Genomic DNA, 26,671 nt, shown 5'->3' with positions numbered 1-26,671 from the left:
TTCCGGTCACGAGGCGACTTCGATCTGGCCTGCGATCACGCGCATGACGTCGCGATCCCGGTGCGCCTGCGCCAGCGTGCCTGAGAACATCACCTCGCCGCGCTCTAGAACATAGATACGATCGACGTAATCGGGAATGTGATGGACATTGGATTCCGCGATCAGAACCCCCTTGCCCATGGCGCGGATCGAAGCCACGCCTTCTGCGATCAGCGGAATGATCGCCGGCGACAGGCCCTCAAAGGGCTCGTCAAGCAACAACAGTTTAGGATCGAGCGTCAGTGCGCGTGCGATCGACACCATTTTTCGTTCACCACCGGAAAGCTGCCCGCCGCCGCGCGCGAGATATTGGCGCAGTTTTGGAAAGACCGCATAGGCTTCGTCGATACGAACCTTGGCCGGGCGGCAAGAAGGCCGGGTCCAGGTCGAAAGCTCGATATTCTCGGCCACCGTCAGATCGGAATAAACTTCGGACTCTTCGGGCGAGAAGCCGATGCCGCGCTGCGCGATCTGCCAGGTCGGCAGGTTTGTCAGGTCGGCGCCGTCGAAGGCGATACCGCCGGACTGCGCGCGGCGATATCCCATGATGCTGCGGAAGGTCGTGGTCTTGCCGGCGCCATTGCGCCCGACCAGACAGACCAGTTCGCCCGCCGCCACCGACAGGCTGATGCCATTGAGGATGCGGCTGCCATCGATGTCGACTTTGAGGTCAGACAGACTCAGCATCAGGGCAGCTTTCTGTGAATTTGCGGGCGCGTTCCCACCACCGCGGCGATCATGGCGGGATCGGCGAAGAACGCTGCGGGCACCATGTCGGCCAGCACGGCGCCTTCCTGCAATGCGACGATGCGATGCGAATAGCGTTCGACCAGGTCCATGTCGTGCTCGACCTGCACGACGGCTCGCACGCCGGCAGCTTTTGCTGCGGAAACAAGAACTGCCATGATCGCGTGTTTGTCGCCGGTGGAAACCCCACTGGTCGGTTCATCCAGCAGGATCACCGACGGATTGAGTGCAAAGGCGCTGGCTATATCCAGCAATTTCTTTTCGCCCTGCGACAGTGTCGAAGCCACCGTTTCAAGCCGCGCGCGCAAGCCCAGAACTTCCGCAACGCGTTCGGCATCGGCCTGCAATACGTCATCGCGCCGCAGCGATCGGAATGGATTGCTGACCCGGCGCAGGCGGGAGGCGACTGCTACGCTGAGCGTTTCGCGTACCGTCAACGCCGGAAAGATATTGACCAGTTGGAACGAGCGCGACATTCCAAGCCGTGCCAGTTCAACCGGTCCGATGCCGGCGATATTGCGGCCCATGAAGCGGACCTCGCCAGCCGTCGGCCGCAGCAGGCCGGTTACGACATTGACCAGCGTGGTCTTGCCGGCACCGTTGGGACCGACAATCGAGACGAATTCGCCGTCGCTGACGTGGAAAGAGACATTATCAAGCGCCTTGAACACGCCGAAGGTTTTCGAGACGTTGGTGGTCTCGAACAGCGGTGCCGTAACGGTTGCGCGCGCGGGCTGCACTTCACCGCCCCCCGTTTCGCCGGTTGACGAGCGACTCGATGGTGCCCGACAGGCCTTGCGGCATGAAGACAACCAGCAACACCAGCACGCCGCCCATCACAAAGCGCCAGTATTGCGTGATCGACATTACGAAATCCTGCAGCACCACGAACACCAGCGCGCCGATCGCAGGCCCCGCAAACGTTCCGCTGCCGCCAAGCACCGCCATGAACACCAGGTTGCCCGAATGGGTCCAGTACGCCAGTTCGGGGTCGGCCAATCCCGTGGTGACTGCGAGGATTGTCCCGCCGATGCCGCCATAGACAGCGGAGATAACGAAGGCGGCAAGCCGCATGCGGAAGATCTGCACGCCGACATAGGAGGCCTTGCCGGCATTCTCGCGTATCGCACGCAAATGCAGGCCGAACGGCGACCGGGTGATGCGCCACATCACGAGACCCAGCAGCGCGAACAGAATCAGTGCGTAGTAATAGAACGGGCCGGTCAAAAATGCGGTCTTGCCGCCGCGCCATTCCATGCCGAGCAATAATGGGCGCAGCACGCGCATGCCCTGGTCGCCGCCGGTAAGATGATAGAACTTGAACAGGAAGGAGTGGAACAGCATGCCGAACGCCAGCGTCAGCATGCCGAAGAATATTTTGGTGTAACGAACGCATAAAGCGCCAACCAGCAGCGATATCAATCCCGACGCAAGCGCAGCCGTAATCAACAACAGCTCAAAGCTGAGGATACCGAATTTCGACGTCAGCACCGCGGCGGTATAGGCGCCGACGCCGAGAAAAAGCGCGTGGCCGAACGACAATAGCCCGGTGCTGCCAAACAGTAGATTGAAGCCCAGGAGCGCGATGCCGTAGCCGATGAATGGCAGCATCAGCAGCAGCGCATAGGGCGAAGCGGCAAATGGCAGCAGCGCCATGATAACGATCAACCCCAGCAGAATCCACAAACCGTTGGGTCGCAGCGCGGTTCGCCGCGCAACATCCCGGGACGCGATATCGATCGACGGGTTGCTCACGCCGTCGCCTTCCCGAACAGGCCGGCCGGCCTGACAATCAACACGACGACGACGACGAGATATACCGACAGCATCTCCAGTTCGGGCATCAGCGAAATCGCCGCCGCGCGCATCAATCCGACCACCAGCGCGCCGACCAGCGCGCCACGCATGCTGCCGAGTCCGCCGATAACGACCACCGCGAAGGATTCCACCACCAGCTCGACCGCCATATCGAGCGAGGCCGCGCCCGACGGCACCACCAGCGCACCGCCGACGGTGCCCAGCATGCAGCCCAGGGTGAACACCAGCGCGAAGATTTTCGACGCATTGACGCCGAGCCCCTCCGCCATGTCGCGGTTTTCGGCCGTGGCGTGGACGATCCGCCCGATTTTGGTCCGCTCCAGAAACAGGCCAAGCCCAACCGCGATCACCAGGCTCGCGGCGATCACCAGCAGATTGTAGGTCGGCACTCGCACGCCCAGAACATGCGCGGTGCCGTAGGCCATATAGACGTTGTCCATGCTGCGCGGTGTCGCGCCCCACAGAAAACGGAATACGTCCTGAAACATCAGCAGAAAACCGAAGGTGATCAGCAGCTGATAGCTCTCGTCGCGGCGATAGATCGTGCGCAGCACACGCTCGATCGGCAACCCGACAAGGCCGATCGCAAGTCCGGCTACGATCAGGACCGGAAAGAACAGCAGCGGCGGCATGCCAAGTTTGAGCGCGATGCCGACCGCGGTGATGCCGAAATACGCTCCTAGCGCATAGAACGAGCCGCAGGCAAGGTTGACGATCTTCTGCACGCCGAACACGAGCTGCAGCCCGGCGGCAACAAGAAACAGCACCGCGGCGTGGAACGTTCCGCCGAGGACGACGTCCACAAGCTCGGTCATGCCTCAGACCGGCATTTTCCCATTTTTGATCCAGTCCCAGAAATCCACGCCGGGCGGCTTTTGCAACTGCTCGGCGCTGTAGGAGTCGATCGAGGCCAGCGTCGGGAAATCGTATTTGTTGTTGTTGGTCGACGGGCCCTGGTAGAAAATCTGTTCGGCGATCTTGTCCTTGCGGAAGCGGCCCTTGCCGCCGAAGCTTTCGACCTCGAGACCGGGCATCGCTTCGGCCACCTGCTCCTTGGTCGGCCATTTGCCCGCAGCCTTTTGCGCGGCTTCGACGCCGGCCTTGTAGGTGATAAGGGCAAAATAGGCCCGCTCCGCTTCCCAGTGCGGCGCTTCCTTGTAGCGGTCCATGTAATCCTGCACGAACGCCTTCTGCAGCGCGGAGGCTTGCGGATGGTCGAAATACAGCGTGTTGTGCCCGAAGATGATGCCTTCCGGCATGAACTCCTTCCTGAGCAGGTTGATCTGCCATCCCGCCGCCGGCAGCACCAGCTTGACGCCATCAAACAAGCCCGCCGCATGGCCCTGCTTCATGAACACCGGCAGATCGGCGAACAGCATCGACGAGAAGATCAGATCGGGCTTCGACGCCTTGAGTGCTGCGATATGCGAGGTCAGATCCATGGTCCCGACCTTGGGCCATTGTTCGGCGACGAACTCGGCCTCGACGCCGTAGCGGGCGAGGATCTGCTTGAAGGCTTCCCAGTTGTTGCGGCCATAGGAATAGTCGGGGTTGATGCCAGCCACCTTTTTGAACTGGCCCTTGAAATGCTTGATCGCCAGCAGCGATCCCATCACCGCTTCACATTCGTTGTCGGTGGAGCGGAAAACGTATTTCGGATTCGGCATCATTTCCTTGACGCCGTCCTGCGTGGTGCCGTCCCACATCACCAGCAGCGCCTGCTCCTCTTCAGCCACGGGCGCCACGCCAAGGCTGACGCCGGTCGACAGCAATCCGTGAACGGCCTCGACCTTTTCCTGGAGAATCAGACGGCGAAAGCGCTCGATCGTATCCTTCGGGCTGGTCTCTTCCTCGATCGCAAGCTCGATCCTGCGGCCGCCGATGCCGCCATCCTTGTTAAGACGCTCGGCCGCCCATTGCACCGCGCGGATACCGCACTCGCCGGCGGTTCCGACGACGCCTGACCGCGGCGCGATAATGCCGATCTTGAGCGGCGTGTTCTGCGCGATGGCCGGGGAGAAAACGGAAGGTCCTGCCGTGGCGAGCACGCCGGCACCGGCGAATCTGGAAAAGTCGCGACGCGTCAGCTTCATTGGAAACCCTCCCCAAAGCGATTGCGCATCTGCCGTGCGCGGTTGCCATACCATAAATATATCAGCAACTTCGCAGCAAGCGGTTTTTTCAGGCAGCCGTCGTCAACACGGGCCAAAAGCCCGTTGTCGGCCTAATAGATTGGTGATATATCAGTCTTGGCAACCGGGCATTGAAATTCGGAGACGGCGCGATGGAATTGGCCTCAAGTTCGATGTCGAAACGGCAGCGCGATTATCGGGCAAACTACCGTTACCGCATCGCGGGCTGGTATAATGGCTGGCTTCATGTCTTCGTCATCTATGTAATCGGCTTCACCGCACTGTCGATTTATTTCGGCAACGTCGGCAGCCTGCGCCGTTGGGAATTGGCGATCGTGCCGGTGACATTTCTGTTCGCGAATTTCTTCGAATGGTGGATCCATCGCTTTGTGATGCACCGGCCGTCCCAGGTGAAGGCCTTTCGCGCGATCTATAACCGGCACACGCTGATGCATCACCAGTTCTTTACCGAGCAGGAGATGCGCTTCGCCGACCATCACGACTGGCGCGTGACCTTTTTTCCCCCCTATGCGCTGGTCACTTTCACCATGATGTCGATCCCGCCGGCACTGGCTCTGGGTTGGCTGATCTCGCCCAATGTCGGCTGGCTGCTGATCTCGACCACGACGTCGATGTACCTGATCTACGAGTTCATGCATTTCTGCTGCCACGTCGACGACAACTGGTTCGTCCGCAACGCACCCTTCGTCAACACCATCCGCCGGCATCACACCGCCCATCACAACCAGTCGATCATGATGGAGCGCAACATGAACCTGACCTTCCCGGTGATGGATTGGCTGTTCGGAACCTCCGACCTCGATCGCGGACTGCTTGGTCACCTGCTCAACGGTTATGATACCCGCTTCGTCAAGACCAACATGCGAAGGACATCGCGGACGCCGAAACCGGGAATCGAACTGCATCCGGCGGGTTTCGCCACGCCCGCCGAATAGACACGGCGGCGCGGAGCAATGACCATGGCGGCGATCGAGCCGAACTGGGTTTCGCTGATCTGGTTCGCAGCGTGCGCGACGATCTGCATGATCGCGTTTCTTGTCGTGGCCGGCATGTTTCCACTTCGATCGCGCCCGGAGCGGGCTCGATCCGGCACGGCGACGTTGCTGGTGGCAGGTAACGGCGTTCTGCTGCCTGCGCTTATGGTCAGCACCGGGTTTTACGGTTACGCCGAATTGAAATGGAGCAGCCTGATTATCGTAACCGGGCTCGTAGTACTGTTTGCGCCGGGGTTATTTGAGGCTTGGCCACCATCGTTTCGCGACGGACCGGCCGGGCTGATCTTACTGGTCGGCATTCAGATATTGGCTATCGTGTCACTTGCTAAGGTCGCAGGGCCGCCCTGGGCGGCCACGTCGTGATCCGGAGCTTGCAGCAATGCCTGTGAAAATCAAACTTGGACTTTCGCTGCTTGTCGTCCTGGTGACGGCACTCGCGGCCTATTATCAGCACACATTGGGCCACGATCGAATTCAATACGCCGTCGCATTCCTTGGCCTCTTCATGATTTTCTCGATGTGGCTGTTCCCTGAGGTCAAGCGAGACGAATCCGCCGGCGGTGTCCGCCGCGAGAATTCGCCGCGATAGGCGCGCATGCGTCGTGCCGAGAGCGAAGCGACGAGCAATCCAGTATGCCGCGGCTCTGGATTGCTTCGCTCGCACTGCCGATTCTGCAAATCGCATCCTCCGCTACGCGCGGTACGCTTTCTTGCCGGTGCCGCGGTACAGCACCCGCACCTGCTCTTCGGATACCATCTTGTGGTGCGCCAGCGCGGCGGGTTCGAGGTCCCGCTTCGGCACGTATTCGGGCAGGAAGTGACCGTAGGTGTCCTTGCCGCGCACCAGGGTCGCCCAGTCCCTCTGGCCGACGGCCTGCTTCAGCCGGGTCGGGATGTAACGGATCGCGAGGCCGATGCGCCGCTCGTCGGAGCGGTTCGGCTCCGAGCCGTGGAACAGCAGTACGTGGTGCAGCGAAGCCTGCCCCGGCTTCAGTTCGACATAGACGGCTTTGTTCTCATCGACCTTGACTGCTATCTCCTGGCCCCGAGTCAGCAGGTTGTGCTCATCGAAGGTGTCGTCGTGCCGGACCTGCTGTTTGTGCGTGCCGGCAATGAACTTCATGCAGCCGGAAACCCTGTTTGCCGACGACATTGCAATCCAGGCGGTTGCAACATCGGAGGAGTCGAGGCCCCAATAGGTGGCATCCTGATGCCAGGAGACGAAGCCGGGATCGTGCGGTTCCTTGATGAAGAAACTGGTATTCCAGCACAGGATATCCGGCCCGAGCAGATCTTCCATTGCGTCGAGGATCTTCGGGTGACGGATCATTTCGTTGATCCAGGTGAAGAGCACATGGCTGCGATGGCGCATTTCGCCCTTGATCGGGCCTCCGCTTTCGGCCTCATAGTCTTCGAGCTGTTTGCGGAAGCTGGCCACCTCGCTCTCACTCAATGCATCGATCGGGAAATGGTAACCCTGCCGGCGATAAGTCTCGACCTCGCTTTCGTTCAATAATTTTGGCATGGAGTCCTCCAACTCTCTCGTTTGTCGTTGCAAGGCTTGCGGCCAGCGTTTTGACGAAATTGGCCCTGCAGTTTTGCTCTGTCAAGAAGCGGCGGACTGGTCGCGCTCCAAGACCGGGAACCACTTCCACCTGTTCCTTCGTTATATTCGCGAAAGAAGATCATGTCGCGCGCGCGCCGAACAACGAATTGGAAGGACTTGACGCCCGAAGAGCGGCGGCAGCGACGGCAGCTCCGCCGCGAGAAGCAGCGGGCGGACAATGTCGGGCGCGCAGCAAAGATGCACGCCGCCCGGCTCGGAATGGAAGCGAAGCGCGCGAAAGGTCCGTCTGAATTGAAGCGGTCGACCTATGTCGGATGCTCGGGTTGGCGTTACTGGAAATGGCGTGATTCATTTTATGCGGGTGTGCCCCAGCAGAACTGGTTTGAGCACTATCTGAAACGGTTCGACACCGTCGAGATCAACGCGTCATTCTACTCCTGGCCAACCGTTGCCAACGTCCAGGCCTGGCGCCGCCAGATCGGCAAAAAAAGGTTCGTTTACACTGTGAAAGTCTGCGAGCTCATCACCCATATAAAAAGGTTCAAGGGCACCAAGACTCTGGTTCGTGATTTTGGCATCATCGCGGATATATTGGGCGACAGGATGGGCTGTTTCCTGTTCCAGTTGCCGCCGAGCTACCGCTACACAAAGGCCCGGCTGAACGCGATTGTAAGCCAGCTCGATCCCGTACGTCGCAACGTCGTGGAGTTTCGTCACGCGAGCTGGTGGAATAAGGAAGTTTACGAGGCCTTTCGGCAGGCCGGAATTATTTTCTGCTCCTGCAGCGGACCGCGCCTGCCCGACGAGCTGATCCGAACCGCTGATGAAGTCTATATCCGCCTGCACGGCCCCAAGCGGTGGTATCGGCACGACTATTCCAAAAGCGAACTTGCAACCTGGACTCGCAGGATTAAAGCAAGCGGAGCAAAGAGGGCCTGGATTTACTTCAATAATGATAACGATGCTCATGCCCCCAAAAATGCCGGCACCCTTCGGCGCATGTGCACTGGGGCATCGCAGGGGAAGGTCGATCACGCCAACTCCTGAGTGCAATGACACCGGCCTGGACAGGATGACGCCTCTACGGCCGGCGGCGGCAAACCCGAATCCCAGGCAGACCTGCCTACGGTCAGAAGCGCAGTATTCCGAAAAGGACCAGCAACGCTACGGTGACGAGCGTGGAAATGAGCAGCGAACCGAGGCAACCCAGGCGGCTGGAGAAGAGAAAGAACACGTGCCGGACCTTCGGAAAAAAGCGTCCGTCATTGACGGCGTACTTATCGGCTGGCAAAACCCCTGGTGTTGGGGCGCTGCGATATGTGGCTAATGACAATGGCCGCAACTCGTTCCAAAAATTTGGAACGACTGCGGTCCATCGCCATTGAAGTGTCATGAAAGTGATATTTTTAGATATTGACGGCGTACTTAATTGCGACGCAACCCCGAATCCGCGGCATTTTCCTTATGTTGTAGACAACCGTCTGCTTTGCCGATTCCGCGATCTTGTGCAAGCGACCGGCGCGACGGTCGTCCTCTCCTCTACCTGGCGGGTTGACCCCGTCGGGCTTCTGGCAGCGACATATCATCAGGTTCCATTCGACGATGTCTGCCCTGACATGCCGGGAGCTCCCCGATGCGACGAACTCTGGAGCTGGCTGCGGAACCATCTTGACGCAACGCGCTACGTTGTGCTGGACGATTCCAATGACTGTCTCGACGAACTTCCGCTCTTTCAACCGAGCGCAAGAACCGGATTGACTGACGACATAGCCAAAGGAATTGAAGAGTTTCTGGCCGGTCGGACCGACCAGGATATGAGGGCAGGCGCGATCACGCGGCTGGGTCAGAACTTCCACGCGCTGTTTGGACGCGACAAGAGCTAGGCAGCTGCTGCGACAAATGCGCAGCCAGGGCGGTGCAACCTCGCCACCATGAGTCCATGCCGCTTTGAACGAATGTGCGTGAAGCGGGTGCCGTCCGCTGGGGCAACATTCATGCGCCCCTGTGTCAATACGAAAGAAACGGCAGCGCCCAGAGCCTTCCGCCTCATTTCCGTAAATGGCGGCTGCATCTTCGATTCGCGAGAAACCATTCGGCTTACCCAAGCGTTGTCGGTGCTCGCAGGGAGCATCGGTCATGTCGGAAAAGCCCACAATTTCACGAAGAACCATCGTCGGCTCGGCCGGCCTCGGCCTCGCAGCCGTTGCCGCTCCATCGCTCGCTCAAGGAAAAACTGAAATGGCCCCGCAGGAGCTGCAGAACCCCGCCGACAAATATCCGAAACCGCCCTACAAGCAACAGTCGCAGCCATGGCCCGGGCTCGCGAGCAAGATGGACCCGCGCCCGGATCATGGTGAGCAGAGCTATCGGGGGTCTGGCCGTCTGATGGGCCGCAAAGCTCTTATCACCGGCGGAGATTCCGGCATGGGCCGCGCGGCAGCCATTGCTTACGCTCGCGAAGGCGCTGACGTCGCTATCAATTATTTTCCGACTGAAGAACCGGATGCCAAGGAGGTCATCGACCTTATCAAGGCGGAAGGCCGCGTCGGCGTTGCCATTCCCGGCGATCTGCGCGACGAAGCCTTTTGCCGGCGGCTCGTTGACGATGCGGTCAAAGGATTGGGCGGCCTGGACATCCTTGTCAACAACGCGGGCCGGCAACAGACCCGCCCATCCATTTTGGACATAAGCAACGAAGATTTCGATGCGACCATGAAGACGAACATCTATGCGCCGTTCTGGATCATCAAAGCCGCCCTCCCGCATCTCAAGCCCGGCTCCGTTATCATCGGTACGGCTTCGGAGCAGGCTTATGATCCCTCGCCCGATCTTTACGACTACGCCCAGACCAAAGCGGCGACCATGAACTACGTAAAGTCGTTGGCGAAGCAACTGGCGTCCAAGGGCATCCGCGTCAACGCTGTCGCACCGGGTCCGATCTGGACCCCGCTGCAGGTTTCAGGCGGCGCGACCATGGAAAAGCTGGAGAAATTTGGCGGCCAGACGCCGTTGGGTCGTGCGGGCCAGCCCGCCGAGCTCGGCTCGATCTACGTCCAACTGGCCGCGGCGGACGCAAGCTACGCGACCGGTCAGGTTTACGGCTCGGCCGGTGGATCCGGCCAGCCGTGACCTGCACGTTGGTCATCAAGAAGTGGCCGCCACTTGAGGGATAGAACATGACAACCGACGAGGCTGTGATTACGCGTCTTGCCATCCGGCACTCCGTTTCGACGGATGCCGTGCGGACTGTGCTGCGCGCGCTTAGTTCGGGTGGCGGACGAATGGCGCAGTTCAGCCACCCCGATTTCGGAGGCATGTCGCAATGGTCGCCGGGCATGACGATGGTCGGCGACATGTTCAACAGCGACCTCAAGGCGAAACTCGAAGCGATCTGCACGGAACTTGCTTCGTATGTCTGCAATGCGGGAATTCGCCAGGATAACCATGATCGACACGGCGACGACGTCAGCTATCGCTCGGGCGCGCGGAACGATGAATGGTGGCCGGCGGGTCTCGGCACTCCGAATTCCGTCGGCGCGCAAAACACCCTTCGCTACGCCCTGTTTCCGCAAACCAAGCGGCTGGCAATCCAGGACGGTCAGCGGGTCACGCTGTACGACACCGGCGATCACAGAATATTCGGCGTCGCCCAGGCTCAAAGCCATGATCAGACGCTAACATTCACGAGCCAAAGCGGTTTGGTACGGCTCAATGAGCTCCAGAAGATCAATCCATAGTCGAGCTGTTTGAGCCCTGCCAATGCCTGAAATGGAAAAAGCCCCGTTTTTGTACGGGGCTTTTCCTCTAAACCGCAGGCGATCCTTACTTCTTCATGGTTCCGCCGGGCGAGGTTGCATCGCCCTTCTTCTCGGCCGAGCCGGCTGTGTTGGCGCCCTGTGTGCTGGCATCCTTGCCCGAAGGCATCGAACTGCTCTCGACGCTACCCGTGGCTCCGTTCTTCATCGCTGCGCCACCGCCTGCGGTGGTACCGCCGTTCATCGAGTCGCCCGTCGTGGTCTTGCTCGCCGCCGGCCCGCCGGCCTGGGAGCTGCCGCCCGCCGTATTACCGGCTTGCGCAAAAGCCAGGGTGCTGGATAGTGCAAATGCGGCGGCTAACGCAATGGTCTTAATTTTCATGGTCATTTCCTCCGTTAAGCCCCTACTTGAAAACGCTGGTCGCAAAAGACTGTTCCCGAGGTCGGGAGGGGCCGTTCGTCGCATAACCTTGCAGATGGAACTTTGATCCCGTCCCTACCGTTGTTCTCTTTTTGCGAAGGTCAGAATGGCAGCAGGAGCTGCCATGGAGGCGAGAGCGGCAAGGTGAAACGTCGCAAGCAGGTTATGGCAATCAGTCAGTCCAAGGCCCGCAAGACGGGCGAAAAGGTGCCCAAGAAGAAGAAATGAGCGAGTATGTCATACGCTTCTTCCTGGGAGGCATCGTCGTTTCGGCGTTTGCCGTTCTCGGGGATCTTTTAAGACCCAAGAGCTTTGCAGGCCTTTTCGGAGCCGCGCCTTCGATTGCTCTCGTGACGCTGGGTTTGGCGCTCAATCAGCACGGCAGGGCCTATGCCGCTATCGAAGCCCATTCCATGATCTGGGGCGCGACCGCGTTGCTGCTCTACAGCGCTCTCGTCGGTCAGTTACTGCTGCGGCTTCGATTGAACGCACTCAAGGCCACCATCGTCGCGTTGCCTTTCTGGCTACTGATTGCCTTCGGCATGCTTGCGATATTGGGGGGCCAAAGCTGATGCTGGTGCGCGTTTCGACATCGTCCCTCAAGGACAGCCGCTGGTACGAATATGTCGTTCGCTTTGCGCTTGGGGGTGCGGCGACAGTATTTACGGGGGTGCTGACCAAGTGGTTTGGCCCGTCGGTGGGTGGCCTTTTTCTCGCGCTGCCGGCCATCTTCTGTGCCAGCGCAACGTTGATTTCGTCTCATGAAAAGCGCCGCAAACGCGAGGCCGGAGCGACCGGCAACCGCCGGGGTCAGGAGGCGGCGGCGCTCGACGCCGCCGGTGCCGCGCTGGGCAGTCTCGGAATGCTGGGCTTTGCCGCGGCCGTCTATTTGTTGGTCGGAACATACGGTCATATCGCGCTTGCGGCCGCGTTCTGCGTCTGGGCACTGGCGGCGTTGGCCGCCTGGTGGATCTGGCTTCGCGTACGCCGGGCGCGGTAAATTCCCGCCGTTATTTTTTGGCTGTGCCGGGCTCAGCCATCTTCCGGTGCTGCCTTGCAAGAACACTCGCGGGCATGACGTTCGCGACCGATGACTGAATCTTGTTTTTCATGCCGCTAACGACATCGCCGTCGCCGCGTATCATGGCGTCAAACCCGTTTTTGGCGACTTCCGCCGCATCGTCTTTTTCGGCGACGCCGACACTGGTATCCATCATATCGGCGCGCTCGAAGAACTTCGTTTCAGTGGCCCCCGGCATCAGGCAGGTTACGGTGACTTCGGTATCGCGAAGCTCTTCCCGAAGCGCGAAGGAGAAGGAATCGAGGAAGGCCTTGCTACCGTTGTAGACCGCCTGGAAACTACCGGGGATAAACCCGGCGATCGAACCTGTGATCAGGATCTTGCCGGCATTGCGCCGGCGCATATCGTTTCCAACCTTGTGAATGAGATAAACCGTGCCGGTGATATTGGTATCGATCACGTGGCGCGCCCTGGTAAAATCCTGATCGAGAAAAGCATGGCCGAGGCCGCGGCCCGCATTGGCAAGCAACGCGTCCACGGGACGGCCGGCGGTGGCAGCGTACAGTTTGTCCACGCCTTCTGTGTTCGATAGGTCAGCCTCGACCGCCTCGACATTCGTTCCAAGCCGGCGAATGTCGGCTGCAGCCGCATGTATCTCCGCTTCGTCCGCCGCGATCAAAAGGTCGAAGCCTTCGCGCGCGCAACACTTGGCAAGCTCCAGACCGATTCCGGTAGAAGCTCCGGTGACGATTGCGAATTGTCGGCTGGCGGACATATAGAACTCCCTTGAACGTCGGTGTTTCCGACATTCATAACCGCCGCGGCCCCGTCCTGTTCCGCCAGCGCTTTTGAAAGGCCGGCTCAGGAACAAGTTGCCATCGTGAGGCTTTCATCCAGACACCGCACGGAGAATGATGATGAAAGCACTGACATGGCACGGCAAAGGCGACATCCGATGCGACACCGTGCCGGACCCTAGAATCGAGGACGGGCGCGACGCCATCATCAAGGTCACGGCCTGCGCGATCTGCGGTTCCGACCTTCATATTTTCGACGGCGTTATCCCTGGGATGGAAAGCGGTGATGTGCTCGGGCATGAAACCATGGGCGAAGTCGTCGAGGTCGGTTCGGAAAACAAGGCGCTGAAAGTCGGCGACCGCGTGGTGGTGCCGTTTACGATTTCCTGCGGGCAGTGCTTCTTCTGCACGCGCGGTTTTTACTCCGGTTGTGAGCGTTCCAACCCGAACGCAAAAATAGCGGAGAAGCTATGGGGGCATTCTCCGGCAGGCCTGTTCGGCTACTCCCATCTGCTTGGCGGATTTGCCGGCGGTCAGGCCGAGTATCTGCGCGTGCCCTTTGCCGACGTGGGACCGATCAAAGTGCCGCAGGGCCTTAGCGACGAGCAGGTATTGTTCCTGTCGGATATTTTCCCGACCGGCTATATGGCCGCTGATTTCTGCAATCTGAAAGGCGGCGAAACCGTCGCGATCTGGGGCTGCGGCCCGGTGGGGCAGTTCGCAATCCGCAGCGCCTTTCTACTCGGCGCCGAGCGCGTCATCGCCATCGATACGGTGCCTGAACGGCTGGCGCTCGCGCAAGAAGCGGGAGCCATCACGCTCGATTTTCGTAACGAGGACATTTACGACCGGATACAGGAAATGACGGCCGGCCGTGGTGCCGATGCCTGCATCGATGCGGTCGGCACAGAGCCGGACACCATGTCCGGCTTCGACGCGGTGATCGACCGTGTCAAGGTCGCAACCTTCATGGGTACCGACCGGCCGCATGTGCTGCGCCAGGCGATCCATTGCTGCCGCAACTTCGGCACCGTGTCGATCGTCGGCGTCTACGGGGGCTTTGTCGACAAGATTCCGATGGGCTCGGCCATCAACCGCGGCCTCACCTTCCGCATGGCGCAGACGCCGGTGCAGCACTATCTGCCGATGCTGCTGGCGCGAATCGAAAAGGGCGATATCGATCCGTCCTTTGTCATAACGCACCGGGCGTCGCTGGATGAAGGTCCTGAGCTCTACAAGACTTTTCGCGACAAGAAGGACGGCTGCATCAAGGTGGTGATCAAGCCTTGATGGCATGAATCCTGTTCGGAACGACGAAGCGACGTTTCCATGAGTCCTGATGGACCCTGCGCTGGCTGGCTGTGCGGCGCTGATCGCACGTGGTGGACAGTACGTCACATATGACATTCATGCGAAACGGCGGGCAAGCTGCTGAAGCGACCGGGGCCGACACGTCACGGTAGTCCACATGGAACGGACAACCTTGACGTATGCAAGCTTTAAGTCGCGCCATCGCGGCCCTTTCAGCTATTCTTGCGGCCGGTGTAGTATTGCCGGACTGCCAACCGAGTTGCCGCAACCCCAGCCCTTTCAACTGGCGGCACTGGAGTTGACGGGAGGCGTCACAGCTTCATCGTTAGCGATTGCGCTCGCGCAGCAACGCTTGAGGAACCGTCATGAAACTTTCCCGCCGTGCATTCCTGCATCTTGCTGCAGGGGGTGCCGTGCTGCCAGCCGTCTCGCGTCCGGCCGTCGCTCAAATATATCCGACGCGGCCAATCCGGCTCGTGGTCCCATTCGCGCCTGGTGGTGCGTTCGACGCCATCGGACGTCCATGGGCGGAAAGGATAAAGCCGCTGCTGGGCACCGTGGTGGTCGAAAACATCGGTGGTGGCGGTTCTTCGCTGGGTGCAGCCGCCGTCGCCCGCGCTTTGCCTGACGGCTACACGATCCTGCTCGGAGGAACGCAGACGCACGTCAACGAGACCCTGCTCAAGAGCCGCCCGCTTTATGATCCGGTCAAAGATCTGGTTCCGATTGCAGGAGCGGCGGTCTATTTCCTCGGTATTGCCATGCATCCTGAGGTGCCGGCTCAGAACCTCAGCGAACTTATCGCTTATGCGAAAGCCAATCCCGGCAAGCTGTCCTACGGGCACGCCGGCGTCGGCACGATCCAGCATCTGACCGGTGAGTTGTTCAAATCCCTGGCGGGAACATCCGACATCGTTCAGATACCATACCGGGGAACGGGACCAGCGATCGCAGATTTGGTCGCCGGGCAAATTCCCATGGGCATCGTGGGCGTGACCGGGCAGGTGCTCGAATTCCATCGGACCGGCAAGCTGCGGGTGCTTGCCGTGACCAGTCCCACGCGTCTCATCGCGGCGCCTGAACTCCCGACGGCGGGTGAACTGGGCTTCCCCGGACTGACTGTCACAGGCTCCATCGGGCTGCTCGCTCCGGTCGGGACGGCGATTGAAATAATCGAACAGATTGCGCAGGCGACGCGCATGGCGCTCGCCGAACCGACCTACAGGCAGATGTTGATCGACGCGGGTATGGAAGCTCCCAGCAATTCAAATCCCGAAACATTCCGCCAGTCCCTTGCCGCCGACGTTGCCCTCTGGGCACCGGTAGTCAAATCGCTCGGGCTGAAGCTCGACTAACCGTGGCGAAAACCTCACGCATCATCATGACGTCCACGCTGGCGATAAGGAAACCTGCCGGCCCCGAAAGCCAGTTTACCGCTACAAAGGCGTTTCTGGGATTCTGCCTCACCTCCTGGAACGAGCCGTTCGAACTGTGTAGTCAAGCCGGCGTCTCAGTGGAAGATGCGTCCGGAGTCGATGACGACGGTCTGGCCGGTCATAGTCTCGGTGCGGCACATGGCGACCACCATGTCGGCGCAGTCGTCCTTGTCGGCTGGCCTCTTCAGGAGCGAGCCCGATGCGGAGCGCTCGATCTGCTCGGGCCGGAGATTGGCTGTCGCGCGAGTGCCGTCCAGCAGGCCAGGTGCCACGCAATTGACGAGCGTCTCGGGCGCCAGCGCCACCGCCATGCAACGCGTCAAATGAATGAGCCCCGCCTTCGACACCGCGTAGGCGATAGAAGAGCCAGTGGGGCTGAGCCCTGCTACCGAAGCTATGTTGATGATGCGGCCTCGTCCCTGGGCCTTCATGACAGGGGCTACCGCCTTGGTCAGGCGCATCGGCCCCGTCAGGTTGATGGCCATGACCTTGTTCCATACCTCCGGCGTCAGACTGTCGAGATCGCCGAAGGGGATCGAGACGTTGTAAGCGGCGTCATTGATCAGAATATCAAGGCGGCCGAAGACCTGCGTTACCTCGCCTACCAGCCGATCGACGGCCGCGGCGTCGGTTATGTCACAGGCGAAAGTTTGAGCCTTGATTTGATAACGCGACGTCAGTTCGCCAGCGACGCTTTCCGCCTGGTCGCGGCTACGGGCATACATGACAGCCACATGAGCGCCCTCCTGCGCGAGCGCGTGGCAGATGCGCTGCCCCAGCCCGCCATTGCCGCCCGTCACCAGTGCAACCGCGCCTTTCAGATCCATCGTTTTCTCTCCCTTACTGCGAATGCGTTGTCGCATCGCAACCACTCCCACCCGTTTAATCCCTTGCCGCGCCATCCGATAGGGCCGGCTGCGCCGTCCGTTACTCGACAACTAATTCGAATGGTCAGACGCACCGCCGTCCAGAAGCGTATAAGCTCGTCGCCGGAGAGAACGGCGCGGCGACCGGCGGCCTGGCACAGGCACGACACAATAGGTGAGGAGCACACCATGAAGTTACTGTATTTCGATGATTTCAAGCTCGGCGTGCTGAAAAACGACGCCGTGGTCGATGTCAGCGCCGCGGTCAAGGACATTCCGCATACCGGCCCGGGCGATCTAATGAACGGTCTGATCGAGCACTGGGACAGCTACAAGCCGCGGCTCGAGGAGGCGGCGGCGCGCGGCGGGGAAGTGCCGGTGTCGAGCGTGCGTATCCGTCCGCCGGTGCCGGGTCCGCGCACGATAGACTGCATGGCGGTCAACTACCTGGAAGATGGAACGCGTAACACGCCGGCGCCGATCAACGCCTTCCAGAAATCGCCCAGCGCGATCATCGGACATGGCGACACGATGGTCCTGCCGGATGTGCCGGCGACGATCTTCGAGGGCGAGGCCGAGATCGCGGTCGTCATCGGCAGGAAGTGCAGCCATGTCAGCGAAGCCGAGGCCATGAGCTACATCTTTGGCTACATGAACTTCGTCGACGGTTCGGCGCGCGGATTGCCGCCGCCGGGAAACGTGTTTTTCCAGATGAAAAGCCGTGACACATTCGCGCCGATCGGCCCCTATCTCGTCACCGCCGACGAGATCAAGGACCCGTTGAAGCTGCAAATCAGGCTATGGAATAACGGCGTACTGATGCAGAACTTCAACACCGACGATATGGGCCACAACATCGGCAAGTGCATTGCCTGGCTTTCGACCATCCATACGCTGCACCCCGGCGACATCGTCGCCACGGGCACCAATCACCGGGGTCTCAATCCGTTCATGGACCGCGATACGATCGAGCTGGAAACCGAAGGGCTCGGCCGGTTGAAGTTCGACGTCAAGGACGATCTCAAGCGCGGCTGGGCGCGCAAAACCCGCCTTCAGATGCACGAAGAGGCGCAGGAGAAGACCCCGGGCATGTATCCGGACGTCACCCCGCAGCTTTCGGGCAGATATGCGAAGTGACTGCTGCGTTCCAGCCACCGACGGACCAAACTAGATCGAAGGATGGTCGTTTTTTGCCTCGCCATGGGCTGGCCTTGCATGGGCGATATAGTCGGCAACCAGCCTGCTGATCCCTTCCCGAACCGGGATGGTGGATCGCCATCCCAATATCGCCGCGGCGCGGCTGGGGTCCCCCCAGAAACGCGTGACGTCAAACGTTCTGGGCGGAGCGATTTTGACAACCGTTCGGGAACGCGCCGCGGCGCCGCTCGTCATCTCGGACAGCTCTCGTAACGACGTCCCGATCCCCGACACGAAATGAAGCGGAGGCAGATTCCTTTCACCTGCCGATAGCAGCACCGACAGGTCAATCACTCCCCGCGCCACATCGGCGACATGGGTAAAGTCGAAGGTGCAATCAGGACCGTCAAGTCGCATTGTGCCGTCAAACGCCGCCGCGGAGGCAAAAGCTGGAACAACGCGATCAGAGTGATCATCGACGTCACCATATACGCTTGAGAACCGGATCACGGCTGTTCGAAGGCCGCCGTCGCGCACTTGCCAGACGAGCTGTTCGGCTGCGTATTTCGAACGTGCGTAAACGTTCATCGGATTGAGCGGGGCAGCCTCGGATACCGGCAGTTCGACCTGCTGACCGTACACTTCCCGGCTGCTCGCATAGATGAACCACGGCTGCCGCGGAAGCCTGAGGGCAAGCTTCAAAATCCTTCGAGTTGCCTCGACGTTGGTTTGCCAGCAGTTGAGCGGCGACTGCTCTGCCCATACAACACGCGACACTGCTCCGAGATGGATGATACCTGTTACGTCGGCCAGCGCGCGCTCAACAGCATCTTCGTCGCGTAAATCCCGGTGTGCGGCCGGGTCGCGATCGCATATGTCGAACCGCACGGCAGCCGCATATGTGTCTGCCTTTATTCTCTCGATCACCGCGCGACCGATGAGGCCGCTCGATCCGGTGACAAGAATTCGACCGTGAAGCGGAGACAATTCCAGTTCCTTCGTAGAGCATCAGGCATATTCCGCCTAATGGGCCGCCCTCAGCGGATTGATGACGGCATCGTCTATTCATCAGACGAAGCGATGCTTGCCAAGAAAAAACGCGCTTCCTTTTAGCTCGACGGAACCGTATGGCCCGGACATTTGCTTTATTTTTACGCAGCCCTATACGCCTTCATACCTCTATACGTCGCTACCCACGCTCTCGCTAACCGAAGAAACGCTCGAACGCCGGATCTGTGATCCGACATCGCGTATCGCCCCGGCTTGCGGGCAATATTTGGATTGAGTATCATGCAATCAACGTCGGTCTTGCCTTGCATACCAACATCTGGGTGCGCTATTCGAGACTGTGCGCCCGACGTTTGGCGCGGCAGTGGTTATGAAACTGCGGCGAGCATGAAGCCCTCTAAGGTGCATCCGTGAGCGAATCTGCGCAAAATGAAACGCCGATGAATGCGGTCGCGAGAGCTTCCAGCGAGCCAGCCAATGCGAGTGTGGACCATTGGCGTCAAGAGAGCGTCATGCTGCTCGATACGTACAACGTGCTGCACCAAGAGAACGCGCGTTTGCGGCATGCATTGAATAACGAGCGGTTTGAACAGCACAAATTGCGCAATTCTGTGATCAGCCTCAGGGAACAAATTTCCGAACAAAGCCGCGATCTGGAAAAAACCTGCTGGACCATTTCGGAACTGCGCCAGGGCGAGGAGGAGAAGGCGCTCCTCAAAGAACAGATCGCGGGCTATGTCCGGGAACTGGAGAAATCGTCCTGTCTGATCGCCGACTTGTGCGGATGTCATGAGCAGAATCTTATTCTCAAGGAACAGATCGTAGGCCGGGAAAGAGAACTGGAGCAATCATCCGCCGCTATCGCGGACTTGCGCCAGGTGATGGAAAATCACCATCTCCTCCAGGAACAGCTTGCCAGCCGCACAAGGGAACTCGAGCAATCTTCCCTGATCATCGCGGATCTGCACCGGGCGGCAGAACGGAGCGGTGTGCTCGAAGAACAGTTGGCCAGCCGAACAAGCGAGCTGGAGCAATCTTCCATGATCATCGCGGACCTGCACCGAACGGCAGAACGGAGCGGTGTGCTCGAAGAACAACTCGCCAGCCGCACAGGCGAACTCGAGCAATCTTCCATGATCATCGCGAACCTGCACCAAGCGGCGGAACGGAGCGGTATGCTCGAAGAACAACTCGCCAGCCGCACAAGCGAGCTCGAGCAGGCGTTGCGTGCTATAGCGGAGTTGCAGCAGAGCCAGATCGAAACCGTTTCTCTTGAAAAACAAGTTGCGGACCAAAGTCGCGAATTGGCGCAATTGAACTCCACAATTACCGGGTTGAAGGCCCTCGAGCATGTGGAGGAACTTCACCGAGAAATCCTGGCATCGACCTCCTGGAGGGTAACCCGACCACTGCGCTTTATCGGACGCCTGCTCAAGCGCAACAGACCCTAATGAAAAACGCGAAATAGAACTCGTCTTACTTCAGGCGAATTTTACTGAGGCGGGCGTCCTGCTTCGCCGCGACGGCCGAAAAGCCGTAATTTTGTTCAAGGTGGTCGCGCGCCCGTCGTGCTTTCTGGGCCGCCGCATCCGGTTCGGCGTAGACACGACGCATAAGCCAGGCCGCATGAAGTTCGTCCGGCTCCGCCCACTGCCCCGCCGCGTGAGGATATTGCCCCTCCAGGACAGGGATCAATCGATATTCGACGGGGAAGCCGGTCTGGGGCAGGACGAGTTCGGTGGTTCCAGAGTAGTCAGTCGCAATGACCGGCTTACCAAGCATTATTGCTTCGGAGACCAGCAATCCGAGCCCTTCGGCGCGGTGTAGCGAGACAACGCAATCGACGGCATTGAGAAGAGCGAGTACTTCTTCACGGCACATTGTCTGTTCAATCAGAAGCACATCGGGGTCGTCGGAAAGCTCGCCGTGCAGCGAGGCAAGCTTGGCCGGTACGAATGACCCGTTGAGGCATTTCAGTACAAGGCCGACGTTAGCGGCAGTCCCCGGCGGGAAGGCCTTGCGAAACGCCCGGTAGACCGCGGCGGGATTTTTTCGATCATAGAATGAAAGAACGTCGAAAGAAAAAAAGAACAAGAATTTGGATTTTGGCAAACCAAGTTTCTCGCGATCCGACGCATGGGGAGGTTTGAACGTCAGCGCGATCGGCATCCTGATTACCGGCCTGGAGAGCTTGCGCACAAGGGCTGCCTGAATGAAGCGCGTAGGAGCCCAGATTTCGTCGATTTCGTCGAACGATTCGCGCCAGGCGTCCGGAAATTCGTAAAGCTCCCAGAACGGCACGGCGATACGATACGCATCGTCACGTCTTCGCGTTCGCAACTCAGCCGCCAAAATCGAAAGTTGGTCAGCGTTCATGTTATAGATCTGAACTCTGCCTTCGATGCGTTCGGAGAATCTCGAAGGCCCGCTGGTCTCGTTCCGGCGATCAGCCTCCAGCGTCGGCGACATGTCGTGCGCGTCAACGGTGAGGACTCCGCGGGAAAGACAACGGAAAGTCTGGCGTGCCACCTCGCCGATACCACCCGTAAGTTTGAAGTAACCAACCAACGTCACATCAGGACGCTTCACGTTGGACTCAGCAGGACGAACCGCCGACGGTGGACGCTGACCTGTCCTTTCAGCCACAGGTTCAACCAAACGGTGATCGAACTGCAAATGCGCCACCAAATTATTCAAGCACCAGCGCAGGAATTCATCGGCGCTTTCCGCGCGCGCCAGATCAAAGGCGCGAGTGAGCGAAGGATGGGTGGTCCAAAGATAATAAAGCAGGTTGGTTATCAGTGAAGTCGGCGCGTGCCGCGGCGCGGCAAAGGCAGGCAGATGGATGAATTCTTCGTAAGTCTGAAACGGATCACCTCCCCAAGGGGCGTGCTGTTCTTGAAACATGCGCCGCACCGCCAGGGGGATAAGCGTGCCGGAGGCGAAGTGTCCGTAGGCGTAGCTTTCCGAACCGACGGCGCCAAACCCGTTGGCACGAAGCCGGTCCTGATAGCAGCGGATCAGCGCGGCCAATGCAGGAGAAATGTCCGCGCCTCGAAAACGTCGCGTGTATTTGGATAGTGCCGTCGGATCATCCGGATCGATTCCGCTGAAGTGAAAGAACGTCAGCGGTTGCCCGTCGACTGACCAACTCGTTCCATCGTAACCGAGCTCACGCTGATTCAGATTGAAGTAAGCCGCATTTAGCGTGGCATCTCGCAGAATATGCACTCTGGACGTGAAGCCGGGCACCAGATCAAAAAACTTTTGATCGACGAACAGACCGTCTTCTACTTTCCGTATACAGTCGAATCGCAAATGACGCCTCCACCAATGGAGGATATCTTCCGTCTCCGGATGCCAACGACAGCCAAGAAAGCCTAAATTATATGCGCCGGCGCGCATAATATAGATATCGTTCTGATCACTGTCTTCCGCCGGCTTGCACAGATGCGGCGTGAGAACGAAATTGGCGCCGTCAGCAAGCGAATCGAGTACCGATGTAAGGGGACGAAAAAGCAGAATATCGGCGTCGAGATATATCACGTTCCGATAGCCTCGCGCGAATAACTCGAGGAATATGAACGGCTTTATGGCAGTGTTGAACTCCAATATGTCATATTGAAAAGCAAAGCTCGGGAAATCAGGAATGTGAAGATCACGAGCCTGCAACACTTCGGCACGTTCCGGATAGAAATTGTCCAACGAGATCTTTTCGTCTGCCAGGCCAAGGAATAGAACCGCGTCGGGATGGTATCGTGCGACCGACGCGAGAAGCGTTCGCGCATAGGGCATATAGTTGTTGGAGCAAATAGTAAAAATCGCCGTGTAGCTCGGCACCGTTCGGCTTTCGTTGTCGTGGGAGGCTCGCGCCGCGCTGAAAGAAGGTCTGGAGGCGGACGATTATCCCTTGGCGGCTGCCGGAGATCAAGAACAAACTGAGTGATCTGCGGGATAAGCAAAAATCGTAACCTACGATGTTGGATTCAGCGCGCGGGCTCACGCTATAGGCAACTTCGCAAGACCGATGTATTCTTCCAGATCTCGAACACGTGCGCTCGAAAGCAAACAGGCCAGTGCGATGAAAATGTGGCCGTCCGGCAGGAGGAAGGCTGCGGTTCAATTTCGCCCAGCAACAGATGCGTGGACGAGCGTCGACAATGCGTGATCGTACAGCCATCTTTGTTTTAGGAATGCACAGGAGCGGAACTTCGGCGCTTACTCGCGTGCTCAGCTTGTTGGGAGCGGCTCTGCCGCGCAACGTGTATCCACCCGGGCCCGGTAATGAAACCGGTCATTGGGAACCGGAAGCGGCTGTAGAGTTGAATGACCGAATTCTGAGCACGGCGCGAACGTCGGTCAACGACCTGTATGGGCCGACCGAAACCTGGTTTCAAACCGAGGTGGCCGCTCGTTTCGTCGAAGAGATGAAACAACTCGTCACAACGGAGTTTCTTGACGAGCGCCTGTTCGTCTTCAAAGATCCGCGGACGTCGCTGTTGTTTCCGCTGTGGCGCCGGGCGCTAGCGCAACTCAACGTGCGTTGTGTGACGACAATTATTTCCCGCAATCCTGTTGAGGTCGCCCTATCCCTGGCGGACCGCCAAACCAAAGCCATGCCAGGGCAGATGTGGCCGCTGGAGCGCGGTGGTCTGCTTTGGTTGCGTTACACTTTGGCGGCTGAGCGCTACACGAGGGGCAGCATACGTTCATTTTGCCTCTACTCTGATTTGTTGAAGGACTGGCGCAAGGTCGCAAACCAGTTGGCGCGGGAACTTGACGTTTCATGGCCGCGGCCACTCACCCAGGCTGAAGGCGATATTACCCATTTTTTGTCAGCTGAGCTTCGTCATCAGTGTGAGCCCGACGACGTCGGAAATCGTCCAGGCATCTGGTCCTCATGGGTCGCACCGGTTTATGCGGCATTGTGCAGGACCAAGGACGGCCGAGAGCCGGATCGACTCGTTTTCGACGCGGTCGGACGATCGTTCGAAGAAGCTTGCATGGGTGTTCGGTCGAGTTCCCCGGCGGAGGACTTCAACTCCCACGCCTCCGTTCCCGCGGACACACAAGCCGGCGACCTTCCCCGCGCCCGGAAGTCGTTATGTCTGGTCGGCAGCGCGTTCTGCATGCCCGATGAAGGCGCAAGCGACCTGAACGTTATTCTCGACGCCGCCGCCGCTGCCGGTTTCAGCGTCACTATCGTCCAAGCGCCTTCTGAAGCGGTCGGCATCGTACCGGAGGCGTTTAAAGAACATCACGTGGATATTCGGTATTGCGCCGCAAGCGTACCGACAATCGAGCCTGCCTTTTTGCGGCCGAGCGTGGAACTGTTCAGGAACCTTCGTTCGTGCCGTTTTGACGTGGTGCTGTTTCAGGACCGCGAGGCACTCGGCTTTGCCAGCGTTGTAGCAAAACATGCCGGCTTGGCATTCGAAGAAACGCTGCTGGGCGTCGTGGCTTTCGGTAGCTCCCGCTGGCGACGGGAGGGCAATGGTGAATTCCCGACCAATCCGACGCCGATAGCGACCGAATACGTCGAACAGAAAGCAATCGAGCTCAGCGACATTGTCCTCCTGCCTTCGCAGGAGATTGCGCGGTGGATGGAGGAAGCGGGGTGGCAAATCCGCCAGGCATTTTCTTTCCCGGAAGCCATGAATACGCCGTCCTCCAAGGCCGATGGCTGGCTTGGCGCCCTTCAGAAGATGCGTTACCCGGAACATCGGCTGATCGTGCGGAGCGATGAGGGATCTTCTGCGAACGACGTCACCATTGTCATCCCGCATTTCGAGCAGCCCGGTTTGCTTGATGAAACCCTGACCGCCCTGACGACGCAAACGGAGATGAATTTTTCAGTGCTGGTGGTCGACGACGGCAGCCAAAGCGCAGCGGCGGCGCAATATCTTGCAACGATTGAAGACAAGTATAAAATATTGAATCTTCGCTTGCTTCGTCAGGAAAATCTTTATCTCGGCGCCGCCCGAAATGCCGGTATCCGGGCTGCAATGACCGATTTTATCATCCTGCTGGACCACGACAACATTCCCTTTCCCGACATGGTAAAAACCCTGCGGCGAGCGATACTGACGACGGGCGCCAGCGTCGTCACCTGCGGAATAAGGCACTTCCATGATTCGCCCGAGGGTCGCCAGTTCGATAGTGAACATTGCGGCCCGGATCAGTTTTTCTCCGGCGGTCCTGTCCTGCTTGGCGCCATCCACAACTGCTTTGGCGACGCGTCAGGAATTTATCGAAAGGCAGTTTTCGACGAAATCGGCTATTTTCATGAACTGCATGGCACCGCGTTCGAAGACTGGCAGATGCATCTACGCGTCGTAACCGCTGGATTTCGCCTGCTGAGTTTGCCAGAGCCCCTGGTGTGGTATCGCGTTCGGCCGAACAGCATGTTGCGCACAACGCGGCGCTATGACAACGCCCGCGTCATAGCGTCGACGGTAAGGCGGCTGCCCTGCTCGATGCTGGAACCGCTGGCAGATTACCTTATGGGCTCCGAAATAGAACTTGGCAGGCTCTACGGTGAAGTAGCAAGACTGATGGCCAATCAGCGAGGTTAACCGCCTTCCTGCCATGACAAAGCGCCATGCCGCACCATGCTACCTGGACCCGCACGATTCGGAGCAGGTAGCGGATGGAAGCGGTCTTCATCCCAGATTGTGATGTAGCATTGCCTGGTGCATGCCTAGATCGCTAATCCACCAGCAGGGCATGACAAGCATGGCGACATGCCTTACAGAAACCCGCTATCGCTGGCTTCTCCTCGAGTTTCCTTCAACGTCTTCCGAACGGATCAGCCCATGCTCTCCATCGTCGTTCCCGTCTACGACGAAATCGATACCCTCGGCGGAGTGCTGGCAACGCTGGTGAGGGTTCTGCCGCGAGTCGCGAAACAGATTATCGTCGTCGATGACTGCTCGAAGGACGGCTCGCGCGAGTGGCTGCGGCAGCAGTTTTCCGACGGGACAAGGACCGGCATGAGCATCGATGTCGGTTTGGACGGGAAGCCTAAATTCATCGCAACCGACGAAGCCTCCGTGACGATCGAGGTTATATTCCATAAGGTGAATTTGGGCAAAGGCGGCGCGTTGCGTTCCGCCTTCGCGCATGTCATCGGCGACGTTGTCGTGGTGCAGGACGCCGACCGGGAGTACGATCCCAACGACTGGCGGGAGATGTACAACCTGATTGCCGTGCGGAAAGTGGCGGATGTGGTCTATGGTTCACGTTTTTACGGCAGACCGCACCGTTCGCTGTACTATCATCACTACTTGGCCAACCGGCTGATCTCTACGTTATTCAATATCTGCTGCAACCAGACGCTGACCGATATCGAAACCTGTTACAAGATGATGACGCGCGACGTCCTTCGATCACTTCGGCTGACTGCCAACGATTTCGGCATCGAAGTCGAGCTCAGTATACAGATCGCAAGGCAGCGCAAATGGCGGATCTACGAGATGGGAATCAGCTATTACGGTCGCACCTACGCCGAAGGCAAAAAGATCGATTGGAAGGACGGGCTCAAGGCGTTCTGGTACATTTTCAAATTCCGTTTTGCCCGATAGGATATTTCGACCGCAAG

Annotated in this window: 27 protein-coding genes; 16 read left to right on the top strand and 11 right to left on the bottom strand. The window is 59.0% G+C overall.

Annotation, left to right across the window (positions count from 1 at the left end):
- Positions 1-6: 6 nt before the first annotated feature.
- From ACFE72_RS01545 to ACFE72_RS01525, 5 genes are read right to left on the bottom strand one after another with little or no spacing between them, the layout of a single operon-like run.
- A complete protein-coding gene (locus ACFE72_RS01545) occupies positions 7-726 on the bottom strand; it encodes an ABC transporter ATP-binding protein (protein ID WP_375411286.1) in 720 nt (239 codons plus the stop codon).
- On the bottom strand, positions 726-1,526 hold the full coding sequence (locus ACFE72_RS01540; protein ID WP_375411285.1) for an ABC transporter ATP-binding protein: 801 nt from the start codon (positions 1,524-1,526) through the stop codon (positions 726-728). The genes ACFE72_RS01545 and ACFE72_RS01540 overlap by 1 nt, the downstream gene beginning before the upstream one ends.
- A 1-nt stretch (position 1,527) precedes the next feature.
- A complete protein-coding gene (locus tag ACFE72_RS01535; RefSeq protein ID WP_375411284.1) occupies positions 1,528-2,541 on the bottom strand; it encodes a branched-chain amino acid ABC transporter permease in 1,014 nt (337 codons plus the stop codon).
- Positions 2,538-3,419: a branched-chain amino acid ABC transporter permease gene (locus ACFE72_RS01530; protein ID WP_375411283.1), complete on the bottom strand. Its 882-nt coding sequence runs from the start codon at positions 3,417-3,419 to the stop codon at positions 2,538-2,540. Before ACFE72_RS01530 ends, ACFE72_RS01535 begins: the two co-directional genes overlap by 4 nt.
- A 3-nt stretch (positions 3,420-3,422) precedes the next feature.
- On the bottom strand, positions 3,423-4,697 hold the full coding sequence (locus ACFE72_RS01525; protein ID WP_375411282.1) for an ABC transporter substrate-binding protein: 1,275 nt from the start codon (positions 4,695-4,697) through the stop codon (positions 3,423-3,425).
- Between the two features lie 191 nt (positions 4,698-4,888).
- Here ACFE72_RS01525 and ACFE72_RS01520 point away from each other — a divergent pair, with 191 nt between their 5' ends.
- From ACFE72_RS01520 to ACFE72_RS01510, 3 genes are read left to right on the top strand one after another with little or no spacing between them, the layout of a single operon-like run.
- Positions 4,889-5,692, top strand: coding sequence for a sterol desaturase family protein (locus ACFE72_RS01520; RefSeq protein ID WP_375411281.1), 804 nt, complete (start codon positions 4,889-4,891; stop codon positions 5,690-5,692).
- A 24-nt stretch (positions 5,693-5,716) separates the two neighbouring features.
- Positions 5,717-6,115 carry a hypothetical protein gene (locus tag ACFE72_RS01515; RefSeq protein ID WP_375411280.1) on the top strand — a complete coding sequence of 133 codons (399 nt, stop codon included), beginning with the start codon at positions 5,717-5,719 and terminating at the stop codon, positions 6,113-6,115.
- A gap of 16 nt (positions 6,116-6,131) precedes the next feature.
- Complete coding sequence (locus ACFE72_RS01510; RefSeq protein WP_375411279.1) at positions 6,132-6,341, top strand: hypothetical protein; 210 nt, start codon at positions 6,132-6,134, stop codon at positions 6,339-6,341.
- Between the two features lie 102 nt (positions 6,342-6,443).
- Here ACFE72_RS01510 and ACFE72_RS01505 read toward each other — a convergent pair whose 3' ends face one another.
- Positions 6,444-7,277 (bottom strand): phytanoyl-CoA dioxygenase family protein, encoded by an 834-nt coding sequence (locus ACFE72_RS01505; RefSeq protein WP_375411278.1) that lies wholly within the window; start codon positions 7,275-7,277, stop codon positions 6,444-6,446.
- A 162-nt stretch (positions 7,278-7,439) separates the two neighbouring features.
- Between ACFE72_RS01505 and ACFE72_RS01500 the strand changes: the two genes are divergently transcribed.
- From ACFE72_RS01500 to ACFE72_RS01485, 4 genes are all read left to right on the top strand, one after another.
- Positions 7,440-8,366, top strand: coding sequence for a DUF72 domain-containing protein (locus ACFE72_RS01500; RefSeq protein WP_375411277.1), 927 nt, complete (start codon positions 7,440-7,442; stop codon positions 8,364-8,366).
- Positions 8,367-8,710: 344 nt separating this feature from the next.
- Complete coding sequence (locus ACFE72_RS01495; RefSeq protein ID WP_375411276.1) at positions 8,711-9,202, top strand: HAD domain-containing protein; 492 nt, start codon at positions 8,711-8,713, stop codon at positions 9,200-9,202.
- Between the two features lie 355 nt (positions 9,203-9,557).
- The gene (locus tag ACFE72_RS01490) at positions 9,558-10,448 is read left to right on the top strand and encodes an SDR family oxidoreductase (protein ID WP_375411275.1); all 891 of its coding nucleotides are present in this window, start codon (positions 9,558-9,560) and stop codon (positions 10,446-10,448) included.
- A 47-nt stretch (positions 10,449-10,495) separates the two neighbouring features.
- Positions 10,496-11,056: a hypothetical protein gene (locus ACFE72_RS01485; protein WP_375411274.1), complete on the top strand. Its 561-nt coding sequence runs from the start codon at positions 10,496-10,498 to the stop codon at positions 11,054-11,056.
- 85 nt (positions 11,057-11,141) lie between these two features.
- Here ACFE72_RS01485 and ACFE72_RS01480 read toward each other — a convergent pair whose 3' ends face one another.
- On the bottom strand, positions 11,142-11,456 hold the full coding sequence (locus tag ACFE72_RS01480; protein ID WP_375411273.1) for a hypothetical protein: 315 nt from the start codon (positions 11,454-11,456) through the stop codon (positions 11,142-11,144).
- A 102-nt stretch (positions 11,457-11,558) separates the two neighbouring features.
- Between ACFE72_RS01480 and ACFE72_RS01475 the strand changes: the two genes are divergently transcribed.
- Genes ACFE72_RS01475 through ACFE72_RS01465 form a run of 3 tightly spaced genes read left to right on the top strand, consistent with a single transcriptional unit; the run spans position 11,559 to position 12,495 of the window.
- The gene (locus ACFE72_RS01475; RefSeq protein ID WP_375411272.1) at positions 11,559-11,723 is read left to right on the top strand and encodes a DUF6496 domain-containing protein; all 165 of its coding nucleotides are present in this window, start codon (positions 11,559-11,561) and stop codon (positions 11,721-11,723) included.
- Positions 11,720-12,067 (top strand): hypothetical protein, encoded by a 348-nt coding sequence (locus ACFE72_RS01470; RefSeq protein WP_375411271.1) that lies wholly within the window; start codon positions 11,720-11,722, stop codon positions 12,065-12,067. The genes ACFE72_RS01475 and ACFE72_RS01470 overlap by 4 nt, the downstream gene beginning before the upstream one ends.
- On the top strand, positions 12,067-12,495 hold the full coding sequence (locus ACFE72_RS01465; RefSeq protein ID WP_375411270.1) for a DUF3147 family protein: 429 nt from the start codon (positions 12,067-12,069) through the stop codon (positions 12,493-12,495). The genes ACFE72_RS01470 and ACFE72_RS01465 overlap by 1 nt, the downstream gene beginning before the upstream one ends.
- 10 nt (positions 12,496-12,505) lie before the next feature.
- Here ACFE72_RS01465 and ACFE72_RS01460 read toward each other — a convergent pair whose 3' ends face one another.
- Positions 12,506-13,291, bottom strand: coding sequence for an SDR family NAD(P)-dependent oxidoreductase (locus ACFE72_RS01460; protein ID WP_375411269.1), 786 nt, complete (start codon positions 13,289-13,291; stop codon positions 12,506-12,508).
- A gap of 142 nt (positions 13,292-13,433) precedes the next feature.
- Here ACFE72_RS01460 and ACFE72_RS01455 point away from each other — a divergent pair, with 142 nt between their 5' ends.
- Together ACFE72_RS01455 and ACFE72_RS01450 are read left to right on the top strand one after the other, a co-directional pair.
- Complete coding sequence (locus ACFE72_RS01455) at positions 13,434-14,603, top strand: zinc-dependent alcohol dehydrogenase (protein WP_375411268.1); 1,170 nt, start codon at positions 13,434-13,436, stop codon at positions 14,601-14,603.
- A gap of 386 nt (positions 14,604-14,989) precedes the next feature.
- The gene (locus ACFE72_RS01450; RefSeq protein WP_375411267.1) at positions 14,990-15,979 is read left to right on the top strand and encodes a Bug family tripartite tricarboxylate transporter substrate binding protein; all 990 of its coding nucleotides are present in this window, start codon (positions 14,990-14,992) and stop codon (positions 15,977-15,979) included.
- 155 nt (positions 15,980-16,134) lie between these two features.
- On the opposite strand, the gene ACFE72_RS01445 is transcribed toward ACFE72_RS01450, so the two are convergent.
- Entirely contained in the window at positions 16,135-16,887 is a 753-nt protein-coding gene (locus ACFE72_RS01445; protein WP_375411266.1) for an SDR family NAD(P)-dependent oxidoreductase, read from the bottom strand.
- A gap of 228 nt (positions 16,888-17,115) precedes the next feature.
- Here ACFE72_RS01445 and ACFE72_RS01440 point away from each other — a divergent pair, with 228 nt between their 5' ends.
- The gene (locus ACFE72_RS01440) at positions 17,116-18,063 is read left to right on the top strand and encodes a fumarylacetoacetate hydrolase family protein (protein ID WP_375411265.1); all 948 of its coding nucleotides are present in this window, start codon (positions 17,116-17,118) and stop codon (positions 18,061-18,063) included.
- A 30-nt stretch (positions 18,064-18,093) separates the two neighbouring features.
- Here ACFE72_RS01440 and ACFE72_RS01435 read toward each other — a convergent pair whose 3' ends face one another.
- Positions 18,094-19,050, bottom strand: a complete 957-nt coding sequence (locus tag ACFE72_RS01435) for an NAD-dependent epimerase/dehydratase family protein (protein ID WP_375411264.1) — start codon at positions 19,048-19,050, stop codon at positions 18,094-18,096.
- Positions 19,051-19,583: 533 nt separating this feature from the next.
- Here ACFE72_RS01435 and ACFE72_RS01430 point away from each other — a divergent pair.
- Positions 19,584-20,522 carry a hypothetical protein gene (locus ACFE72_RS01430; RefSeq protein WP_375411263.1) on the top strand — a complete coding sequence of 313 codons (939 nt, stop codon included), beginning with the start codon at positions 19,584-19,586 and terminating at the stop codon, positions 20,520-20,522.
- Between the two features lie 25 nt (positions 20,523-20,547).
- Here ACFE72_RS01430 and ACFE72_RS01425 read toward each other — a convergent pair whose 3' ends face one another.
- The gene (locus ACFE72_RS01425) at positions 20,548-22,911 is read right to left on the bottom strand and encodes a glycosyltransferase (protein WP_375411262.1); all 2,364 of its coding nucleotides are present in this window, start codon (positions 22,909-22,911) and stop codon (positions 20,548-20,550) included.
- Positions 22,912-23,231: 320 nt separating this feature from the next.
- Here ACFE72_RS01425 and ACFE72_RS01420 point away from each other — a divergent pair, with 320 nt between their 5' ends.
- Together ACFE72_RS01420 and ACFE72_RS01415 are read left to right on the top strand one after the other, a co-directional pair.
- Positions 23,232-25,646, top strand: a complete 2,415-nt coding sequence (locus tag ACFE72_RS01420) for a glycosyltransferase (protein WP_375411261.1) — start codon at positions 23,232-23,234, stop codon at positions 25,644-25,646.
- 240 nt (positions 25,647-25,886) lie between these two features.
- A complete protein-coding gene (locus ACFE72_RS01415) occupies positions 25,887-26,654 on the top strand; it encodes a glycosyltransferase family 2 protein (RefSeq protein WP_375411260.1) in 768 nt (255 codons plus the stop codon).
- The last annotated feature ends 17 nt before the right edge of the window (positions 26,655-26,671 follow it).

Origin of the sequence: uncultured Bradyrhizobium sp. (assembly GCF_964252615.1) — a bacterium.
GTDB lineage: Bacteria > Pseudomonadota > Alphaproteobacteria > Rhizobiales > Xanthobacteraceae > Bradyrhizobium.
The sequence above is the reverse complement of the archived record's forward strand: the minus strand, read 5'-3'. Positions and strand labels throughout refer to the sequence as shown.